The organism is Streptomyces sp. GESEQ-35 (genome assembly GCF_017948485.1).
Taxonomy (GTDB): domain Bacteria; phylum Actinomycetota; class Actinomycetes; order Streptomycetales; family Streptomycetaceae; genus Streptomyces.
Map to the genome: position 1 here is coordinate 594,269 of NZ_JAFFSX010000002.1, position 18,197 is coordinate 612,465.

General features: G+C 72.7%; 10 protein-coding genes. 5 read left to right on the plus strand and 5 right to left on the minus strand.

Features of this window, described 5'->3' with window-relative positions; all coding sequences use genetic code 11:
* Nucleotides 1–10 precede the first annotated feature (10 nt).
* On the minus strand, nt 11–1,516 hold the full coding sequence (locus KCH87_RS06170) for a tryptophan 7-halogenase (protein ID WP_247195718.1): 1,506 nt from the start codon (nt 1,514–1,516) through the stop codon (nt 11–13).
* Nucleotides 1,513–9,654 (minus strand): type I polyketide synthase, encoded by an 8,142-nt coding sequence (locus KCH87_RS06175; RefSeq protein WP_210584801.1) that lies wholly within the window; start codon nt 9,652–9,654, stop codon nt 1,513–1,515. Before KCH87_RS06175 ends, KCH87_RS06170 begins: the two co-directional genes overlap by 4 nt.
* 131 nt (nt 9,655–9,785) lie before the next feature.
* Between KCH87_RS06175 and KCH87_RS06180 the strand changes: the two genes are divergently transcribed.
* The 4 genes from KCH87_RS06180 (at nt 9,786) to KCH87_RS06195 (ending at nt 14,587) form a co-directional block, all read left to right on the plus strand.
* Nucleotides 9,786–11,597 (plus strand): gamma-glutamyltransferase family protein, encoded by a 1,812-nt coding sequence (locus KCH87_RS06180; RefSeq protein WP_210584803.1) that lies wholly within the window; start codon nt 9,786–9,788, stop codon nt 11,595–11,597.
* A gap of 85 nt (nt 11,598–11,682) precedes the next feature.
* Nucleotides 11,683–12,540 carry an inositol monophosphatase family protein gene (locus KCH87_RS06185; protein WP_210584805.1) on the plus strand — a complete coding sequence of 286 codons (858 nt, stop codon included), beginning with the start codon at nt 11,683–11,685 and terminating at the stop codon, nt 12,538–12,540.
* 131 nt (nt 12,541–12,671) lie between these two features.
* Nucleotides 12,672–14,081 (plus strand): NAD(P)/FAD-dependent oxidoreductase, encoded by a 1,410-nt coding sequence (locus tag KCH87_RS06190; protein WP_210585015.1) that lies wholly within the window; start codon nt 12,672–12,674, stop codon nt 14,079–14,081.
* On the plus strand, nt 14,078–14,587 hold the full coding sequence (locus tag KCH87_RS06195) for an O-acetyl-ADP-ribose deacetylase (protein ID WP_210584807.1): 510 nt from the start codon (nt 14,078–14,080) through the stop codon (nt 14,585–14,587). Before KCH87_RS06190 ends, KCH87_RS06195 begins: the two co-directional genes overlap by 4 nt.
* Nucleotides 14,588–14,602: 15 nt before the next feature.
* Here the strand turns inward: KCH87_RS06195 and dmpG are convergent, their stop codons facing one another.
* Genes dmpG through mhpD form a run of 3 tightly spaced genes read right to left on the minus strand, consistent with a single transcriptional unit; the run spans nt 14,603 to nt 17,348 of the window.
* Nucleotides 14,603–15,610: a 4-hydroxy-2-oxovalerate aldolase gene (gene dmpG, locus KCH87_RS06200; protein ID WP_210584809.1), complete on the minus strand. Its 1,008-nt coding sequence runs from the start codon at nt 15,608–15,610 to the stop codon at nt 14,603–14,605.
* Nucleotides 15,607–16,539, minus strand: a complete 933-nt coding sequence (locus KCH87_RS06205) for an acetaldehyde dehydrogenase (acetylating) (RefSeq protein ID WP_210584811.1) — start codon at nt 16,537–16,539, stop codon at nt 15,607–15,609. The genes dmpG and KCH87_RS06205 overlap by 4 nt, the downstream gene beginning before the upstream one ends.
* Nucleotides 16,536–17,348: a 2-keto-4-pentenoate hydratase gene (gene mhpD, locus KCH87_RS06210; RefSeq protein ID WP_210584813.1), complete on the minus strand. Its 813-nt coding sequence runs from the start codon at nt 17,346–17,348 to the stop codon at nt 16,536–16,538. The genes KCH87_RS06205 and mhpD overlap by 4 nt, the downstream gene beginning before the upstream one ends.
* A gap of 104 nt (nt 17,349–17,452) precedes the next feature.
* Between mhpD and KCH87_RS06215 the strand changes: the two genes are divergently transcribed.
* Nucleotides 17,453–18,175 carry an IclR family transcriptional regulator gene (locus tag KCH87_RS06215; RefSeq protein ID WP_210585016.1) on the plus strand — a complete coding sequence of 241 codons (723 nt, stop codon included), beginning with the start codon at nt 17,453–17,455 and terminating at the stop codon, nt 18,173–18,175.
* Nucleotides 18,176–18,197: the final 22 nt, after the last annotated feature.

Sequence of the window (18,197 nt, forward strand, 5' to 3'; positions counted from 1 at the left end):
GATCTGCCGGTCACCGGCCGGGGTCCACCCATGCGAGGCCGTCCTCGGATGCCACCAGACCACCCGGACGCAGGGGCGCCTCGTCCTCCAGCGGCCCGCCGAAGACACCTCGTTCCTGAAGGACCGCACCTTCCTGGAACACCTGGCGGATGGTGGCGGACTCGAAGAGCGGATTGCGCCGGCCGTCGGAGTCCGGAAGGCGGCCGACGGCCCGGTCGATGTCCGAGGAGGCGGCCGCGAGGCGTGCGCCCGCCGTCCCGGGCCCGGCGAGCGAGGCGTCGCCGGAGGCCAGACCGCCCACCAGCTCGACGAACGCCTCGAGTTCCGTGGCGCCGACGTGGGTGACCTTGCGTGCCTTCCAGAAGTACGACCGCTCGTCCTGGTGCATGTCGTAGAAGGAGACCAGGAACTCGTAGAACCGGCCGTACTCGTGCCGGTAGCGAGCCTCGAACTCCTCGAAACAGCGGTCCTCGTCCAGTCCCGCGGCCTCGATGCCGCTGTTGATCGAGCGGGCCGCGAGCAGTGCTCCGTACGTGGCGAGATGCACCCCGGAGGACAGCACCGGGTCGACGAAGCAGGCCGCGTCACCGACCAGCAGCATGCCGGGTGTCCACAGCCGGGTCTTCCAGTACGAGTAGTCCTTGCGGACGCGGACCTGGTCGTACGGCGCCTCGGTCGCCCGGGGCACGTCGACGAGCAGGTCCCGGACCTCGGAGCAGGAGTCGATCAGGCGGCGCCAGGCGGCCGCCGGGTCCCGCTGGATCGCCGCGGCGTTCTCCCGGCTCACCACCGCGCCCACGCTGGTCAGATCGTCGCGGAGCGGGATGTACCAGATCCAGCCCTCGTCGAAGGCGGCGCAGAAGATGTTGCCGTCGTTCGGCTTCGGCAGGCGTTCGCCCCCGGCGAAGTAGCCGAACACCGCGATGTTCCGGAAGAAGTCGGAGTACGTGCGCTTCCCGCCGACCTGCGAGTGGATGCGGCTGCCGTTGCCGGAGGCGTCCACGACGTACCGTGCCCGGACCTCGACGGTGGCGCCGTCCGGGCCGGTCAGGCGGACGCCCCGGACCCGCTCCTCGTCCGCGAGTACGCTCCCGACGCGGCAGCCCTCCCGTACCTCCACGCCGACCCGGCGGGCGTTGTCCAGCAGGATGGTGTCGAACCGGGACCGCTCGACCTGGTAGGCGAACGAGGTCGGGTCGGCCAGCCGCGGGGACAGCGCGAAGGAGAACTGCCAGGGGTCCCGGTTCCTGCCCCAGCGGAAGGTGCCGCCGCGCTTGACCTTGAAGCCCGCCTTCGCGACCTCCGCCTCGACGCCGAGGATGCGGCACACGCCGTGCACGGTGGAGGGCAGCAGCGACTCGCCGATCTGGTAGCGGGGGAACGTGTGCTGTTCCAGGAGGAGGACGCGATGGCCCCGCAGCGCCACGGCCGCCGCGACGGTCGCCCCGGCCGGGCCGCCGCCCACGACGATGACGTCGAAGTCCTCCTCGCTTCTCATGACCTGTCCGGGATTCATCGCTCTCCTTGTGCGGTCGGCCGAGCCTTCGTGAGCCCGAGGGAGTCGATCCAGCTGCGGACGGCCGCCACCGTGGTGTGGGCGTGGTCCCGCATGAACGAGACATGGTCGCCCGGCACGTCGACGCGCTCGTGCGGGAGCGGCCAGGAGGTCCGCCAGCCGTCCGGGCCCGCGCTCGCCGCCATCTCCGGGGTGGGCTCGGTGGCCCGGACCAGCAGGGTCGGGGTGCCGACCGGTTCCGGATCCCAGCCGAGGAACATCCGGGTGTACGCGCCGAGCGCCGCCACGCCGTTGTCCTCGTCCCCGGTGCAGTCGTTCCCGGCCAGGCGTGGCGCGACGGCTGAAGCCGGCAGGGACAGCAGCCAGTCCTTGTCGCCGTTGCCGTCGCCGATGAGATACGTGTCGAGCAGCACCTGACCGGCGGGGGCGGTCCCCAGCGCTTCCAGTCGCCGGGTCACGGTGTGTGCGACGGCGCCTCCGCCGGACATCCCGACGACGACGAACGGCCGGCCGCCGACATGCCGCAGCACCGTCTCGGCGTGGGTGTGCGCCAGTGTCTCCCGGTCGGCCGGCACCGCGTCGCCCTCGACGACGCCGGGGTGCGGGAACTCCAGGACGTCCAACTCGCCCTGGAACGAACGGTGGAAGCGGGGGAACTCCCCGGCCGGGGCGTCGAAGAGCGGATGGTAACCGGGGAAGAACACCAGCACCGGGCCGTCGCCGCCGCCGTCGGCCCGGCGCACCGGCGGGAGTGCGTGTTCGCGGCTGCCGGACGCGTCGAACGTCGGCACCCCCCAGGAGGCGGTGACCAGCATGTGCATCGCCGCGACCACCTGGCCGGCCTCGCAGACGCTCCGGTAGAGGGAGGAGAGCGTCCGCACGGGCCGGCCGTCCGCCGGCTGGGGCGTCCGCACCGGTGTCGTCCGCGGCAGGTCGTCGAGCAGGCCGAGCACATGGCGGGCGAGACCCTCCGCTGTCGGGTGCTCGAACACCACCGCGGCGGGCAGCCTCAGGTGCAGGGCCATGCTGAGCCGGTTGCGGATCTGGACGGCCGTCAGGGAGTCGAATCCGAGGTCGGCGAAGGCCCGGCCGGCCGGCAGCGCATCGGCATCGCCGTAGCCGAGCAGCGTGGCGACGTCGGCGCGCATCAACTCCACGAGCGCGCCCTCCCGTTGGTCTTCAGGGAGCCCGGCCAGCAGCTCCCGCCACGCCCCCGGCTCCAGAACCTGCTCCCCGCCGGGAGCGGAGTCGGTCGCCCCGGCGCCAGCCTTGGGGCGACCCGGGCGTATCAGTCCACGCAGCGGCGGTGGCAGGGCCCGACCGGCAGACCCGAGAGCGGCCCGGTCCAGCAGGATCGGCGCCAGCACGGGTTCGCGCTCGCGCAGCGCCGCGTCGAACAACGCCAGGCCCTGCTCGGGTGAGAGCGCCCGGATTCCGTCACGGGAGCCCGGCTGCTGTCCGCCCTCCCGGAACTGTGCGGCCATGCCGCCGTCGAGCTCCCACAGCCCCCACGCCAGCGAAACCCCGGGCAGCCCCAGCGCCGTGCGGTGCCGGGCGAGCGCGTCCAGGAACGCGTTCGCCGCCGCGTAGTTGCCCTGACCGGCCCGGCCGAGCAGGCCCGACGCCGAGGAGAACAGGACGAACGCCGACAGGTCCAGATTCCGTGTCAGTTCGTGCAGATGCCAGGCCGCGTCCGCCTTCGGCCGCAGCACCGCCGCCATGCGCTCCGGGGTCAGCGCGGGCAGTACACCGTCGTCGAGCACCCCGGCCGCGTGTACCACGGCGGCAAGCGGCGGCTCACAGCTCCTGACCGCGTCGGCCAGCGCGGCACGGTCGGTCACGTCACAGGAGACGATCCGGACCTCGGCCCCCAACTCCTCAAGAGCGGAACGCAGTTCGTCGGCGCCGGGTGCCTGCGGGCCGCGCCGCCCGGTGAGCAGCAGGTGGCGTACGCCGTACGAGGCGACCAGGTGACGGGCCAGTTCAGCGCCCAGCGCGCCGGTGCCGCCGGTGATCAGTACGGTGCCGTCCGGGCCGAAGGCGGCCCGGGCGCGCGTCCGGCCATCGGATGCCGTCTCGGTGAGCCGCGGCACCGTCACCCGACCTGCCCGGACGGCCAGTTGGGGTTCACCGGTGGTCACCGCCGCGGGCAGCAGCCGTAGGGACTCGGGATCTGCGTCGACATCCACCAGGACCACCCGTCCGGGCAGTTCCGACTGCGCGGTGCGCACCAGCCCCCAGACGGCCGCGCCCGCCAGGTCCGGTACGGGAGCGGTGGCGTTGCGCGTGATCACCACCAGGCGTGCTGCGGCTGTGTCCGGTTCGTCCTGCCAGTCCTGGAGTGCCCTGAGTACCCGGCCGGTCAGTCGGTGTACGGCGGAGAGGGGATCGCTGTCCGTCGCCGGACCGAGGGCCGTGACGGCCACGATGTCGGCGGAGCCGGGGGCAGCGGTGTCGATGATCTCGCCGAGGTTCAGCTCGTCCGGGCCCAGCACCGCCCAGCGCTCGCCGGGAACGCCGGAGGGCACGTCGACTAAGACCCAGTCGGGGCGCAGGAGACCACGTCGTACCACGTCGTCCCGGGTGCGGGGCAGTTCCCTGGTCGTCAGGGAGTTCACCCGCGCCACCGGGCGCCCCGTCGGATCGGCGAGCACCAGGGAGACCGAGTCCGCCCCGGCCGGGCTCACCCGTACCCGCAGCTCCGTCGCCCCGGCGGCATACAGACGCACTCCGCCCCACGCGAACGGCACCCGGACCGACGCGCCCGGCCCGGGCCCGGCGAGCAGCGGGGCGTGCAGGGCCGCGTCCAGCAGCGCCGGATGGATCCCGAATCGCCCGGCCTCGGCCACCGCCGGTTCGGGCAGCCGGACCTCCGCGAACAGGTCGTCGCCCCGCCGCCACACCGCTCGTACGCCCTGGAAGGCCGGCCCGTACGCGAAGCCGCCGTCCGTGAGGTCGGCGTACGCGTCCGTCAGATCCACCTCGTCCGCGCCCTGAGGCGGCCACACCGTCAGATCCTCCTGCGGGACTTCCGGCGCCCGGCCGAGCAGCCCGGTGACATGCCGGCTCCAGAGGTCGTCCTCGGTCCGGGAGTAGATGTCGAACGGGCGCCGGCCGGAGTCGTCTGCCGGTCCCACCACGACCTGGACACTCACCCCTGTGGCGGAGGGCAGGGCGAGCGGTGACAGGACGAGGAGTTCGTCCAGCACCTCGCAGCCTGCTTCGTCGCCCGCGCGTACGGCCATCTCCACGAACGCCGTCGCGGGGACGAGCACCGTCCCGGCGATCACATGGTCGGCGAGCCATGGCTGGTCCGTGGTGGACAGCAGCCCGGAGAACACCGTCCGGTCGGTGCCGGGCACCGTGAAGGCCGGGCCGAGCAGCGCATGCCCCTGCTGAGTGCCTGCCGTGGCCAGGGCGGCAGCGGGTGGCGCCTCCAGCCAGTACCGGCGCCGCTGGAACGCGTACGTCGGCAGGTCCACGCGCCGAGCCCCGGTGCCGGCGAACACCGCGGGCCAGTCGACGCGTACCCCGCGCACATGGAGCCCGGCCACGGCGGACAGCAGCGTCCGCGGTTCACGCTCACCGCCACGTGTGGCCGGGGCGAAGAACGGGTCCGTCAGACACTCCTGAGCCAGCGCGGTGAGCACGGGACCGGGACCGAGCTCCAGGAACGCCGAGACCCCGTTCCCCCCGAGCCACCGCACGGTGTCGGCGAACCGCACCGTGCGGCGGGCATGCCGCACCCAGTACTCGGGCGAACACAGCTCCTCGGCGTCGGCAGGCCGGCCCGACACGGCGGAGACCAGCGGAATCCGCGGTGGCCGGAAGGTCAACTCCTCGGCGGTACGGCGGAATTCGTCGAGCATCGGCTCCATCAGGGGTGAGTGAAAGGCATGGCTGACCTTCAGCCGTACGGTCCTGCGACCGCGCGCCTCGAACCCGGCCGCTACGGCGTGCACCGCTTCCCGTGCGCCGGAAATCACCACCGAGCGCGGCCCGTTCACGGCAGCGACCGCCACCTGGTCCGCGACATCCGCCAGTTGGCGCAGAACCTCGTCCTCGTCCGCGTCCAGGGCCACCATCGCCCCGCCCTCGGGCAGCGCCCGCATCAGCCGTCCCCGGGCCGCTACGAGCGTCGCGGCGTCGGCGAGATCCAGTACCCCGGAGACATGGGCCGCCGCCAGTTCCCCCACGGAGTGCCCGGCCAGGAAGTCGGCCTGTACGCCCCAGGACTCCAGCAGCCGGAACAGTGCCACCTCGAAGGCGAACAGCGCGGCCTGGGTGAAGTCGGTACGGTGCAGCAGGGCGGCCGACGGCGAATCCGGCTCGGCGGACAGCACCGTACGCAGCGGCAGTTCCAGCCGGTCGTCCAACTCCCGGCAGACTTCGTCGAAGGCCGCGGCGAAGGCGGGGAACGCCGCGCCGAGTTCCACGCCCATGCGGGCGCGCTGCGCGCCTTGGCCGGTGAACAGGAACGCCGCGCGGATCGCTGGATCGGCCAGGCTCGTCTCCGCTGGATGCGCCGCGATGGGTCGGCGGTCGGCTGCGGCGCCGTCGTGGCTGGTCGCGCCCCGCGGCGGAGCCGCAAATTGATGCAGCCCCGCGCCCCTTCGGGGCGCTGCCGAACCGTGGCCGCCTTGCCCCGAACTGCTTGGGGCGGCCAGCGCTTCCAGCCCGGCGAGCATCCGCTCCCGGTCGTCGGCCGGGATCAGCGCCCGGTGGGTGAGGGCCGACCTCGACACGGCCAGTGAGTAGCCGATGTCGGCGGACGAGAGGTCGGGCCGGGCCGTGACGGTGGCGGCCAGGCGGCGTGCCTGGTCGCGCAGGGCGCCTTCGTCGTCGGCGGAGAGCAGCCAGGGCACGGGCAGGGAGCATGCACCGGTGTGCCGCTCGGGCGGCGGCGGTTCTTCCAGGATCACATGCGCGTTGGTCCCGCCGATGCCGAAGGCCGACACGCCCGCACGCCGTGGCCGGTCCGCCGCCGACGGCCACGGCCGGGCGGTGGTCAGCAGTTCCACGCGGCCCAGGGACCAGTCGACGTGCGGTGACGGGGTCTGCGCGTGCAGGGTCCGGGGCAGTTCCCCCTGCCGCATGGCCTGCACCATCTTGATGACCCCGGCGACGCCGGCGGCCGCCTGTGTGTGCCCGAGGTTGGACTTGACCGAGCCCAGCAGCAGGGGGCGTTCGCGGTTCTGGCCGTAGGTGGCCAGCAGGGCCCGCGCCTCCACCGGGTCGCCCAGTGTGGTGCCCGTGCCGTGCGCCTCCACCGCGTCCACATCGCTCGCGCGGAGCCCGGCGTCGGCCAGCGCCTGGGTGATCAGCCGTTGCTGCGCCTGTCCGTTGGGCGCGGTCAGACCGTTGGACGCGCCGTCGGAGTTGACGGCGGAGCCACGCAGCACGGCCAGCACCGGATGGCCGTTGCGGCGCGCGTCGGAGAGCCGCTCCAGCAGCACAAGACCCGCCCCCTCGCCCCAGGCGGTGCCGTCCGCCGAGGACGAGAACGACTTGCAGCGGCCGTCGGGCGACAGCGCGCGCTGGCGGCTGAACGCCAGGAACGCATTGGGCGTCGCCATCACCGTGACACCGCCGGCCAGGGCCAGCGAGCACTCGCCCGAGCGCAGCGACCTGGCCGCCCAGTGCAGCGCCACCAGCGAGGACGAGCACGCGGTGTCGACCGTGATCGAGGGTCCGCGCAGGCCGTACGTATAGGAGATCCGCCCGGAGGTCACGCTGCCGGCCGAACCCAGGCCCAGATACGCCTCCAGGCCGTGGTGGGTGAAGCGGGCCGAGTAGTCGCCGTGCATCAGGCCGACGAACACCCCCGTGTCGCTCTCCCGCAGCGACGCCGGGTCGATCCCGGCCCGCTCCCAGACCTCCCACGAGGTCTCCAGCAGCAGCCGCTGCTGCGGGTCCATGGCCAGCGCCTCGCGCGGCGGGATCCCGAACAGGCCCGCGTCGAACTCCGCGGCCCGGTGCAGGAATCCGCCGCTGCGCGTGTACGCGGTGCCGATGTGATCCGGATCGGGGTGGTACAGAGCGTCCAGGTCCCAGCCCCGGTCGGCCGGGAAGCCGGAGATCGCGTCACGGCCCGCCGACACCAACTGCCACAGTTCTTCCGGGGAGTTCACGTCGCCGGGATAGCGACAGCCCATGGCGACGATCACCACCGGATCCTCGTCGTCGGCCTCGCCCGCGGGCAGGACGGGGGCGGCGTCGTCGAGGGATGCCGGGTCGAAGAGGGCGGTGCGCAGATACCGGGCCACGTCGGCCGGTGTGGGGTGGTCGAAGACCAAGGTCGTCGGCAAAGGCAGTCCGGTCTCTTCGACGAGCCGGTCGATCAGGGTGACGGCGCCCAGGGAGGTCAGCCCGAGATCGGTGAAGGGGCTCTCCGCATCGAGCCGGGCGTGGGTGTCGCGTCCGCAGACCCGGGCCGTCTCGGCGAGCACCGTCTCACGCAGCGCGCGCTCCTGCTCCGCTCGCCGCAGGGGCAGCAGCCGCCGGTGCAGGGATCCGCCGGCCCGGACGGGTGGCACGGTCGGCGAGACGCGGACGTCGGGTGCGGGCAGGGCCAATCCCGGGACGACCGCATGGCGGGCGATCTTGCCGGACGCGGTGCGCGGGACCGCGGCGATCTCGTGGATCTCGGCGGGGACCTTGTAGTCGGACAGGCTGGTGCGGCAGGCGTCCAGCACCCGCTGCGGATCGATCCCGTCCGGGCCCGGTACGACGAAGGCCACCGGGACCTCGCCGAGAACGTCGTGCGGCAGGCCCGCCACCACGGCGTCGCGCACGCCGGGGCAGCGCAGCAGGGCCTGTTCGATCTCCGTCGGGTGGATGTTCTCGCCGCCGCGGATGATCAGCTCGCTGACCCGGCCGGTGAGGGTGAGATGGCCGTGCTCGACGCGTCGGCCGAGGTCCCCGGTGCGATACCAGCCGTCCTTCAGTGCGGCGGCCGTCGCCTCGGGCTGGTTGTGGTACCCGGTCATCAGGCTCGGCCCGCGAACCCAGATCTCGCCCTCGTCGCCCTCCGCGACATCGTTGCCGCTGTCCGGGCCGACGACCCGCACGTCCATCCCCGGCACCGGCGGTCCGCAGGAGCCGTCGACCCTGGGCCCTTCCGGCCGGTTCGCCGCGATCATGCCGCAGGTCTCGGTGCTGCCGTACGCATCGAGCAGCGGCGCTCCCAGTACGTCCTCGACCGCCGTGCGCAGCGACGGGCCGCTCGGCGCGCCCGCCACGACACAGACCCGCAGCGCAGGCCGGGAGGGCACGGACTCCCCGGCTGCCGTCACGAGCCGGTGATAGGTCGCGGGGACCCCGGCCAGGACGGTGAAGGGGCCACCGAGGTCTTCGCGCGGTGCCTGGAGCTCATGCCACAGGCCGCCGGGCGGGAGGAGCTCGCCGGTGATCCGGGCACTCGCGCCGACGGCGGTGACGCCCAGGATCGCGAGGGAGTGCCCGAAACTGTGGAACAAGGGCAGCGGCCAGAGCAGCCGGTCCTCGGATGAGAGCCCGAAGAGCGGGACGTAGCAGGCCGCCACCGACCACAGCGCACTGCGCTGCGTGGACAGCACACCCTTGGGGCGATGGGTGGTGCCGGAGGTGTAGAGCATCCAGGCGGGTTCGTCGAGCCCCAGGTCGTCCCTGGCGGGCCCTTGGGCGTCGTCGGCAGCGACGGCGTCCTCGAACAGCAGCGTGCCGTCAGGGGCGTCCGCCGGGACCGTCTCCGCACCGGCGAGCAGGATGTGCGGCCGGCGGTGTTCGGGACTCGATCGCTGTAACCGCGCCAGGCGCGCGGCGTCGGTGATGACGACCGACGCGCCGCTGTCCTGGAGGAAATGGCCGAGTTCGGCGTCGGAGGACCGGGGGTTGAGGGGGACGCCGACCGCCCCGGCCCGGACGGTGGCGAGGCAACTCTCCACCAGCTCCACGGAGTTGCCCAGGCAGAACGCGACCCGGTCGCCGCGGCGCAGGCCCGTCCGGGCGAGCCGGGCGGCCAGTCTGCCGGTGCGCCGTTCCAGCTCGGCGTAGGTGACACCGCGCACGGAGTCGGAGAACGCGACGCGATCCGGCGATCGCTCGGCGTGCCTCTTCAGCAGTTCCGGTATCGGCTGTATCAGCTCGTTCCGCCCCATGCCTGTGCCCCTCCCCAAACGCCCTCCGCCGAAGCGTCGTTGACCCTAGGGGGACGAGGACGCATGATCGAGTATGTCGGTGCCCGGCGTGGCGGGTTTCCCAGCGCGTAAACAGCGAGGTGACAGGCCGTATGTTCACGACCCGCCCCACCCTCCAGGGCACTTTCGGAATGGTCTCCTCCACGCACTGGCTGGCCTCGCAGTCGGCGATGGCCGTGCTGGAGGACGGCGGCAACGCGTACGACGCCGCCGTGGCGGGCGCCTTCGTGCTGCATGTCGTCGAGCCGCATCTCAACGGGCCCGCCGGTGAGGTGCCGATCCTGCTCGCGCCGGAGGGCGGCGAGGTGCGGGTGCTGTGCGGGCAGGGGGTCGGGCCCGCCGGGGCGACGGTCGGGCACTACAAGGGGCTCGGTCTGGATCTCGTACCCGGTACGGGACCCCTGGCCGCCGCGGTCCCCGGGGCGTTCGACGCCTGGATGGTGCTGCTGCGCGATCACGGCACCAAGACCCTCGACGACGTCCTGAAGTACGCCATCGGATACGCCGAACACGGACACGCGCCCGTGGAGAACGTCGGCGCGACCGTGGAGACCGTACGGGAGCTGTTCGAGACGGAGTGGACCTCGTCGGCGGAGGTGTACCTGCCGGGCGGCAGGGCGCCACGCCCCGGCGAACTGCTGCGCAACCCCGCCCTCGCGGCCACCTGGAAGCGGCTGCTCGCCGAGATCGCCGGGGCCGGGGACCGAATCGCGCGGATCGAGGCGGCGCGCGAGGTGTGGCGGGCCGGGTTCATCGCCGAGGCGCTCGTACGGCAGGCCGCGCGGCCCACCATGGACACCAGCGGCGAGCGGCACACCGGTACGCTCACGGCCGCCGACCTCGCCGGGTGGTCCGCGACATACGAGGCGCCGGCGACGTACGACTGGAACGGCTGGACCCTGTGCAAGGCCGGCCCCTGGAGTCAGGGCCCGGTCCTCCTCCAGCAGTTGGCGCTGCTCCCGCCCGAACTGCCGCCTTACGGATCCGCCGACTACGTCCATCTGCTCATCGAGGGCTGCAAGCTCGCCATGGCCGACCGGGAGGCCTGGTACGGCGACGCGGCCGAGGTGCCGCTCGACGAGCTGCTGTCGGCGGACTACAACGTCGCCCGGCGAGCCCTCGTCGGCGACAAGGCCTCGCACGAGCTGCGGCCCGGCAGCCCGGGCGGGCGCACTCCGCGACTGAGTGCGCACGCGCGCGTGGTGACCGCCGACGCCCCGGGCTTCGACCCGATGGGCGCCGGCGAGCCGACCGTCGCCAGGCTCCCGGGGCTGTCCGAGGTCGCCTCCGACGGCCACACGCGCGGCGACACCTGCCACCTCGACGTCGTCGACCGCTGGGGCAACATGGTCGCCGCCACGCCCAGCGGCGGCTGGTTGCAGTCCAACCCGGTCGTGCCCGAACTGGGCTTCCCGCTCGGCACCCGGCTCCAGATGACCTGGCTCGACGAGGGCCTGCCCAACTCGCTCACCCCGGGGCGCCGTCCGCGCACCACCCTCACACCGTCGATCGCGCTGCGCGACGGGGTGCCGGTCATGGCGTTCGGCACGCCCGGCGGGGATCAGCAGGACCAGTGGCAGCTGCACTTCTTCCTCGCGGTCGCACTGCGCGCCCGCGTACGCGGCGGCCTCGACCTCCAAGGCGCGATCGACGCCCCGAACTGGCACAACGACAGCTTCCCCGGCTCCTTCTATCCGCGCCGTATGCGCCCGGGCAGCGTCACCGTGGAGTCCCGGACGGACGGGGAGGTCGTCGAGGGGCTGCGGGAGCGCGGGCACGACGTGACCGTGGGGGACCCGTGGTCGGAGGGGCGGTTGTGCGCCGTCGCACGGGATCCGGAGAGCGGCATTCTGTCGGCGGCGGCCAATCCGCGGGGGATGCAGGGGTACGCGGTGGGGCGCTGACGCCGAAGAGGGGTATTCATCCAGATTCCACCCGGGGTACATGGGGCGGGTGGGGATTGTCAGTGGTGCGTGCTCTCATGGAGGCATGATCGGAGACATCGAAACCATCGACGAGTTTCTCACGCGTCACTCCGGCGACGTGGAAGAAGCGGTCCGCGAGGCGGTCGCCGCCGAGATCATGCCGCGCTTCCGCCAGCTGGCCGCGCACGAGGTCGACCAGAAGAGCGGCCCGCACGACCTGGTGACGGACGCCGACCGCAAGGCCGAGCAGTACCTCACCGAGGCACTCGGCAAGCTGCTGCCGGGCTCGGTCGTGGTCGGCGAGGAAGCGGTGCACGCCAACCCCGCGACGTACGAGGCGATACAGGGCGACGCCCCCGTCTGGATCGTCGACCCTGTGGACGGAACACGGCAGTTCGTGCACGGCGACGCAGGCTTCTGCACCCTGGTCGCGCTGGCCCGGCGCGGAGTGGTGCTCGCCTCCTGGACGTACGCCCCCGTGCGCGACCAACTGGCCACGGCCGTACGGGGTGGTGGCGCCTTCCTCGACGGCGAGCGGCTGCACGCCGGTCCTCCCGCCCCCGGCCGGGACCTCCGCGTGGCCACCTCCCACCCGGACTACACGACGGACGAGCAGAAGCGCGCGCTGCTCAGCCTGTGGACGGACGGCGTCGCACCGCGCGCCTGCGGCTCCGCAGGACTGGAGTATCTCGCCGTCGCCCGCGGCGAGTTGGATGCCGTTGCCTTCTCCTGGGAGGCCGCCTGGGATCATGCGGCGGGCCTGCTGCTGGTCGAGGAGGCGGGCGGAGCCCATCGCACGCTCGCGGGCGAGCCGTTCCGCATCACCGGTGGGAACACGCTGCCGTTCACCGCGGCACGCGACGAGGCCACGGCTCGACGGGTCGTGGAGCTGCTGTCCGAGCCGTACCCGTGGATCCAGTGACGACGCCATGACCGGCTCCGCTTCCCCAGGACTCACGCCCGGCCCCACCGCGGCGTGAGGCTGTCAGTGCCCAGGCATATCCTGATCCTTCAGTGGCCATCGGCTGACGAAGGAGTCCGAAGGTGCCGTCGATGCTCGATGCCGTCGTGGTGGGTGCGGGGCCGAACGGGCTGACGGCCGCCGTGGAGCTGGCCCGGCGCGGCTTCTCCGTGGCCGTCTTCGAGGCCCGTGACACCGTGGGCGGGGGAGCCCGCACCGAGGAGCTGACCCTCCCCGGCTTCCGCCACGACCCGTGCTCCGCCGCGCACCCCCTCGGTATCAACTCACCGGCGTTCCGGGCGATGCCCCTGGAGCGGCACGGCCTTCAGTGGCTGCACCCCGAGCTGCCCATGGCGCACCCCTTCACCGACGGCACCGCCGCCGTGCTGGCCCGGTCGGTCGCCGAGACGGCCGCGTCGTTCGGGCCGCGTGACGCCGGCACGTACCGCAGGCTGGTCGAGCCCTTCCTGCCCAGGTGGGACACCCTCGCCCGGGACTTCATGTCCCTGCCGCTCACCTCGCTGCCCCGGGACCCGGTCACCCTCGCCCGCTTCGGCCTCGTCGGCCTGCCTCCGTCGACCTGGCTGACCCGCCGGTTCCGGGACGAGCGCGCCAGGACCCTGTTCGCCGGACTCGTGGCCCACGTCATGGCCCCGCTGAACGGCATTCTGACCGGCGGTATCGGCCTGGTCTTCGCCCTGGCCGCGCACGCCCGCGGCTGGCCGGTCGCCCGCGGCGGCTCCCAGTCGATCTCCGACGCCCTGACCTCGTATCTGAAGGACCTCGGCGGCACCGTCCACACCGACTACGAGGTCAAGCGCCTCGACGACCTGCCGCCCGCCCGCGCCTACGTCTTCGACACCTCCCCCACCGCGCTGGCCCGTATCGCGGGCTTCGGCCGGTACTACGAGGGCTTTCGGTACGGCCCCGGGGTCTTCAAGATCGACTATGCGCTGGACGGCCCGGTGCCGTGGACCGCGCGGGAGGCCCGGGTCGCCGGCACCGTGCAGATCGGCGCGGACAGCGCGGAGATCGGTGCTGCCCTGCGTGCCGCGTCCCGGGAGGGCAGGGCACCGGACAAGCCGTTCATGATCACGGTCCAGCCGAGTGTCGTCGACCCCAGCCGGGCCCCGGCCGGGAAGCAGGTCTTCTGGGCCTACGGCCATGTCCCGAGCGGCTGGACCGGCGACCTCACCGACGCCATCGAGCGCCAACTGGAGCGGTTCGCGCCGGGATTCCGTGACCGGGTCCTCGCCCGCGCGACCGCCGGCCCGCCCGAGCTCGCCGCCCGCAACGCCAACTACGTCGGCGGCGACATCGCCTCCGGCGCCGTCTCCGGACTCCAGACCCTGCTGCGCCCCAGGCTGTCCCTGTTCCCGTACAGCACCCCGCACCCGGCCGTCTTCATCTGCTCGTCGTCGACCCCGCCGGGGCCCGGAGTACATGGGATGTCGGGGCACAACGCGGCGAAGGCCGTCTGGAGGAGGCTGAGGCAGACATGACCACCATCACGCTCGTCCAGGGCGACATCACCCGGCAGACCGCCGATGCGATCGTCAACGCGGCGAACTCCTCCCTGCTCGGCGGAGGCGGTGTCGACGGTGCCATCCACCGGCGCGGCGGCCCCGCGATCCTTCAGGAGTGCCGGGGGCTCCGCGCCTCGCAGTACGGCAAGGGCCTGCCCACCGGCCGGGCGGTCGCCACGACGGCGGGCGAACTCGACGCACGCTGGGTGATCCACACCGTCGGCCCGGTGCACAGCCGTTCCGAGGACCGCTCCGACCTGCTCGCCTCCTGCTACCGGGAATCGCTGCGAGTGGCAGACGAGTTGGGCGCCGGTACCGTCGCGTTCCCGGCTGTCTCCACAGGCGTCTACCGCTGGCCGATGGAGGACGCCGCCCGGATCGCGGTGGAGGCGGTGCGGGCGGCGCGGACGTCGGTCGAGGAGGTCAGGTTCGTGCTCTTCGACGAGCGGGCGTACCAGGCGTTCGCCGCACAGGTCGAGTGACGAACGAGCGCGTGCCTAGGACCGGCCGATCAGATCCAGCGCGATGTCGGTGATCATGTCCTCCTGGCCGCCGACCATGCCCCGCCGGCCGACCTCGACCAGGATGGTGCGGGTGTCCAGGCCGTACCGGTCGGCGGCCGTCTCGGCGTGCCTGAGGAAGCTGGAGTAGACGCCCGCGTAGCCGAGGCTGAGCGTCTCACGGTCCACGCGCACCTCGCGGTCCTGGAGCGGTCGTACGAGGTCGTCGGCGGCGTCCATGAGGGGGAACAGGTCGCAGCCGTGCTCCCAGCCCGTCAGATCCGCGACGGCGATGAAGGCCTCCAGCGGACAGTTCCCCGCTCCCGCGCCCTGTCCCGCAAGGGAGGCGTCGACGCGGACGGCGCCGTTCTCGACGGCGACGACGGTGTTGGCGACGCCCAGGGCGAGGTTGTGGTGGGCGTGGATGCCGAGTTCGGTCGCCGGGTCGAGGACGTCACGGTAGGCGCGGAAGCGGTCGCGGACCCCGTCCATGGTGAGGCGGCCGCCGGAGTCGGTGACGTAGACGCAGTGGGCGCCGTAGGACTCCATCAGCTTGGCCTGCCGGGCGAGTTCGGCCGGTTCGGCCATGTGCGACATCATCAGGAACCCGGCGACGTCCATGCCCAGCTCCCGCGCGGCCGCGATGTGCTGTGCGGAGATGTCCGCCTCGGTGCAGTGGGTGGCGATGCGCACCGAGCGGATGCCGAGGGAGTGGGCCTGCTTGAGGTCGTGGACCGTTCCGATGCCGGGCAGCAGCAGGGTGGTGGGGATCGCGTGGCGTACGACGCCGGTGACGGCCTCGATCCACTCCCAGTCGGTGTGGGCGCCGACGCCGTAGTTGATGCTGGAGCCGGCCAGACCGTCGCCGTGCGCGATCTCGATGGCGGCCACTCCGGCGGCGTCCAGGGCGGCGGCGATGGAGCGGGCCTGCTCGACGGTGTAGCGGTGGCGGATGGCGTGCATACCGTCCCGCAGGGTGACGTCCTGGACGTAGAGCGTGGTCACTTGACGGCCTCCGTGACGTGCGCGGCCATGCGTTCCGCGGTGCGCAGCGCGGCCGAGGTCATGATGTCGAGGTTTCCGGCGTAGGCCGGGAGGTAGTGTGCGGCGCCCTCGACCTCAAGGAATACGGACACCTTCAGCGGGTCGTCGACCCCGGTGGCGAGGGTGCGCAGGGGATCGTCGGCGGCCACCGTCTCGTACTGCACCTTCTGCTTGAGCCGGTAGCCGGGTACGTACGCCTGGACGCGGGCGACCATGTCCTCGATGGACGCCGTGACGGCCTCGGTGGCGCAGTCGGAGACCAGGCAGTGCACGGTGTCCCGCATGATCAGCGGGGGCTCGGCCGGGTTGAGGACGATGATCGCCTTGCCGCGTGCGGCGCCGCCGACCTTCTCGATGGCAGCCGACGTGGTCTCGGTGAACTCGTCGATGTTCGCCCGGGTGCCGGGACCGGCGGAGCGGGAGGCGATGGAGGCGACGATCTCGCCGTAGTGGACCGGGGTGACCGCACCCACCGCGGCGACGACCGGGATGGTGGCCTGGCCGCCGCAGGTGACCATGTTGACGCTCGGGGCGTCGAGGTGGGCGTCGCCGTTGACCGGCGGGACCACGTACGGGCCGAGGGCGGCCGGGGTGAGGTCGACGAGGGTGCGGCCCAGCGGGCGCAGGACGTCCTCGTGGTGGCGGTGGGCGCCGGCCGAGGTCGCGTCGAAGACGAACTCGACGTCGGCGAACTCGTCCAGCCCGACGAGCCCTTCGACGCCCTTGTGGGTGGTGGTGACCTTCAGACGCCGGGCGCGGGCCAGGCCGTCGGAGTCCGGGTCGATGCCGGCCAGCGCGGCGACTTCGAGGCTCTCCGACAGCCGCAGGACCTTGATCATGAGGTCGGTGCCGATGTTGCCGGAGCCGATGATGGCGACCTTCGTACTCACTCGGAGTCTCCGTTCGTGGCGAAGGCGACCCGCACGGACCCCAGGTCCGAGATCCGGGCCTCGAACGCGTCGCCGGGAGCGGCCGGGACCATCGGCCCCAGGGCGCCGGTCAGCACGAGGTCGCCCGCACGCAGCGGATCGCCCCGTTCGGCGAGGGCCGAGGCCAGCCAGACGGCCGCGTTGAGGGGGCTGCCGAGGCAGTCGGCGCCGGTGCCCTCGGAGACGGTCTCGCCGCCGCGGGTCATGGTCATCGTCACGGCACGGAGGTCGACGCCGGCGAGCGGCACGGGCCGGCCGCCCAGGACGTACAGGCCGCAGGAGGCGTTGTCGGCGACGGTGTCGACGAGGGAGATGTCCCAGCCGGCGATGCGGCTGTCCACGATCTCCAGCGCGGGCAGTGCGAAGTCCACCGCCCGCAGCACGTCCACGACCGTGCACTCACGGTGCGGGAGATCGCGGCCGAGGACGAGCGCGACCTCGGCCTCCACCTTGGGCTGGAGCAGTCGTCCGGCGGGCACCTCGCCGCCGTCGGCCACGGCCATGTCCGCGAACAGTGCGCCGAAGTCCGGCCGGTCCACGCCGAGTTGGCGCTGCACGGCCGGCGAGGTCAGGCCGATCTTGCGGCCGACGACGCGGCGCCCGGCGTCCAGGCCGCGTCGTACGTTGAGCTGCTGTACGGCGTACGCCGTCGCCAGGCCGTCGATCAGCGTCCGCACCGGCGGGCAGGCGACCCCGGTGCGGGTGGCCTCCGCCAGCGCGTCGGCGGCCTTGACCACGGCCGGGGGAGCGACGTCGGGCTCGGTCGGCATGGATTGCCTCCTGGGGAGCGAGGGTGCGTTCGACTTCGATATAGACATCGCCCTCGCCGGGGGACAAACTTTGTTCCGTGACACGGAACAGTGCTGGCGGCAACATGCTGGGGAAGGCCGCGATCATCCTCGACTGCTTCACCCCGAGCGGCGGTCCGTTCCGCCTGTCGGAACTCTCCGAGCGCACCGGCCTGCCCAAGCCCACGGTGCACCGGCTCGCGGCCGACCTGGTCGGGCTCGGCTGGCTGGAGCGCACGGGCCCCCAGTACCGGCTCGGCGCGAAGCTGTTCGAGCTCGGCTCACTGGTGCCACGCCGGCGTGACCTGCGGGAGACGGCCCTGCCGTTCCTTCAGGACCTGTTCGAGGCGACCCGCGAGACCGTCCACCTCGGTGTCAGGGAGGGCATGGAGGTGGTCTACCTCGAACGAATCCACGGCCACGAGGCCCTGCACCTGCCCTCCCGCATCGGTGGCAGCCTGCCCCTGACCTGCACCGGCGTGGGCAAGGCCCTGCTCGCGTTCTCCTGCGCCGAGCTGACCGAGGAGGTGTTGTCCCGCCCGCTCCCGAGTCTCACGCCCCACTCGATCACCGACCCGGTGCGCCTGCGCATGTCCTTGGAGAAGACCCAGGTGTCGGGCCTGGCCTACGAGGAGCAGGAGGCCGCACTCGGGGTGAGCTGCATCGCGGCCCCCGTCTTCGCCGGGGACGCGACGGTCGCCGCCCTCTCCGTGGCCGTACCGCGGATGCGCTTCAGCCCCGCCCAGCTGGCCCCCGCGGTGCGCACGGCGGCACTGGGCTTGTCGCGTGTCCTGCGCGGAGGCAACTGACGTCGCAGAAACGCGCCCCAAA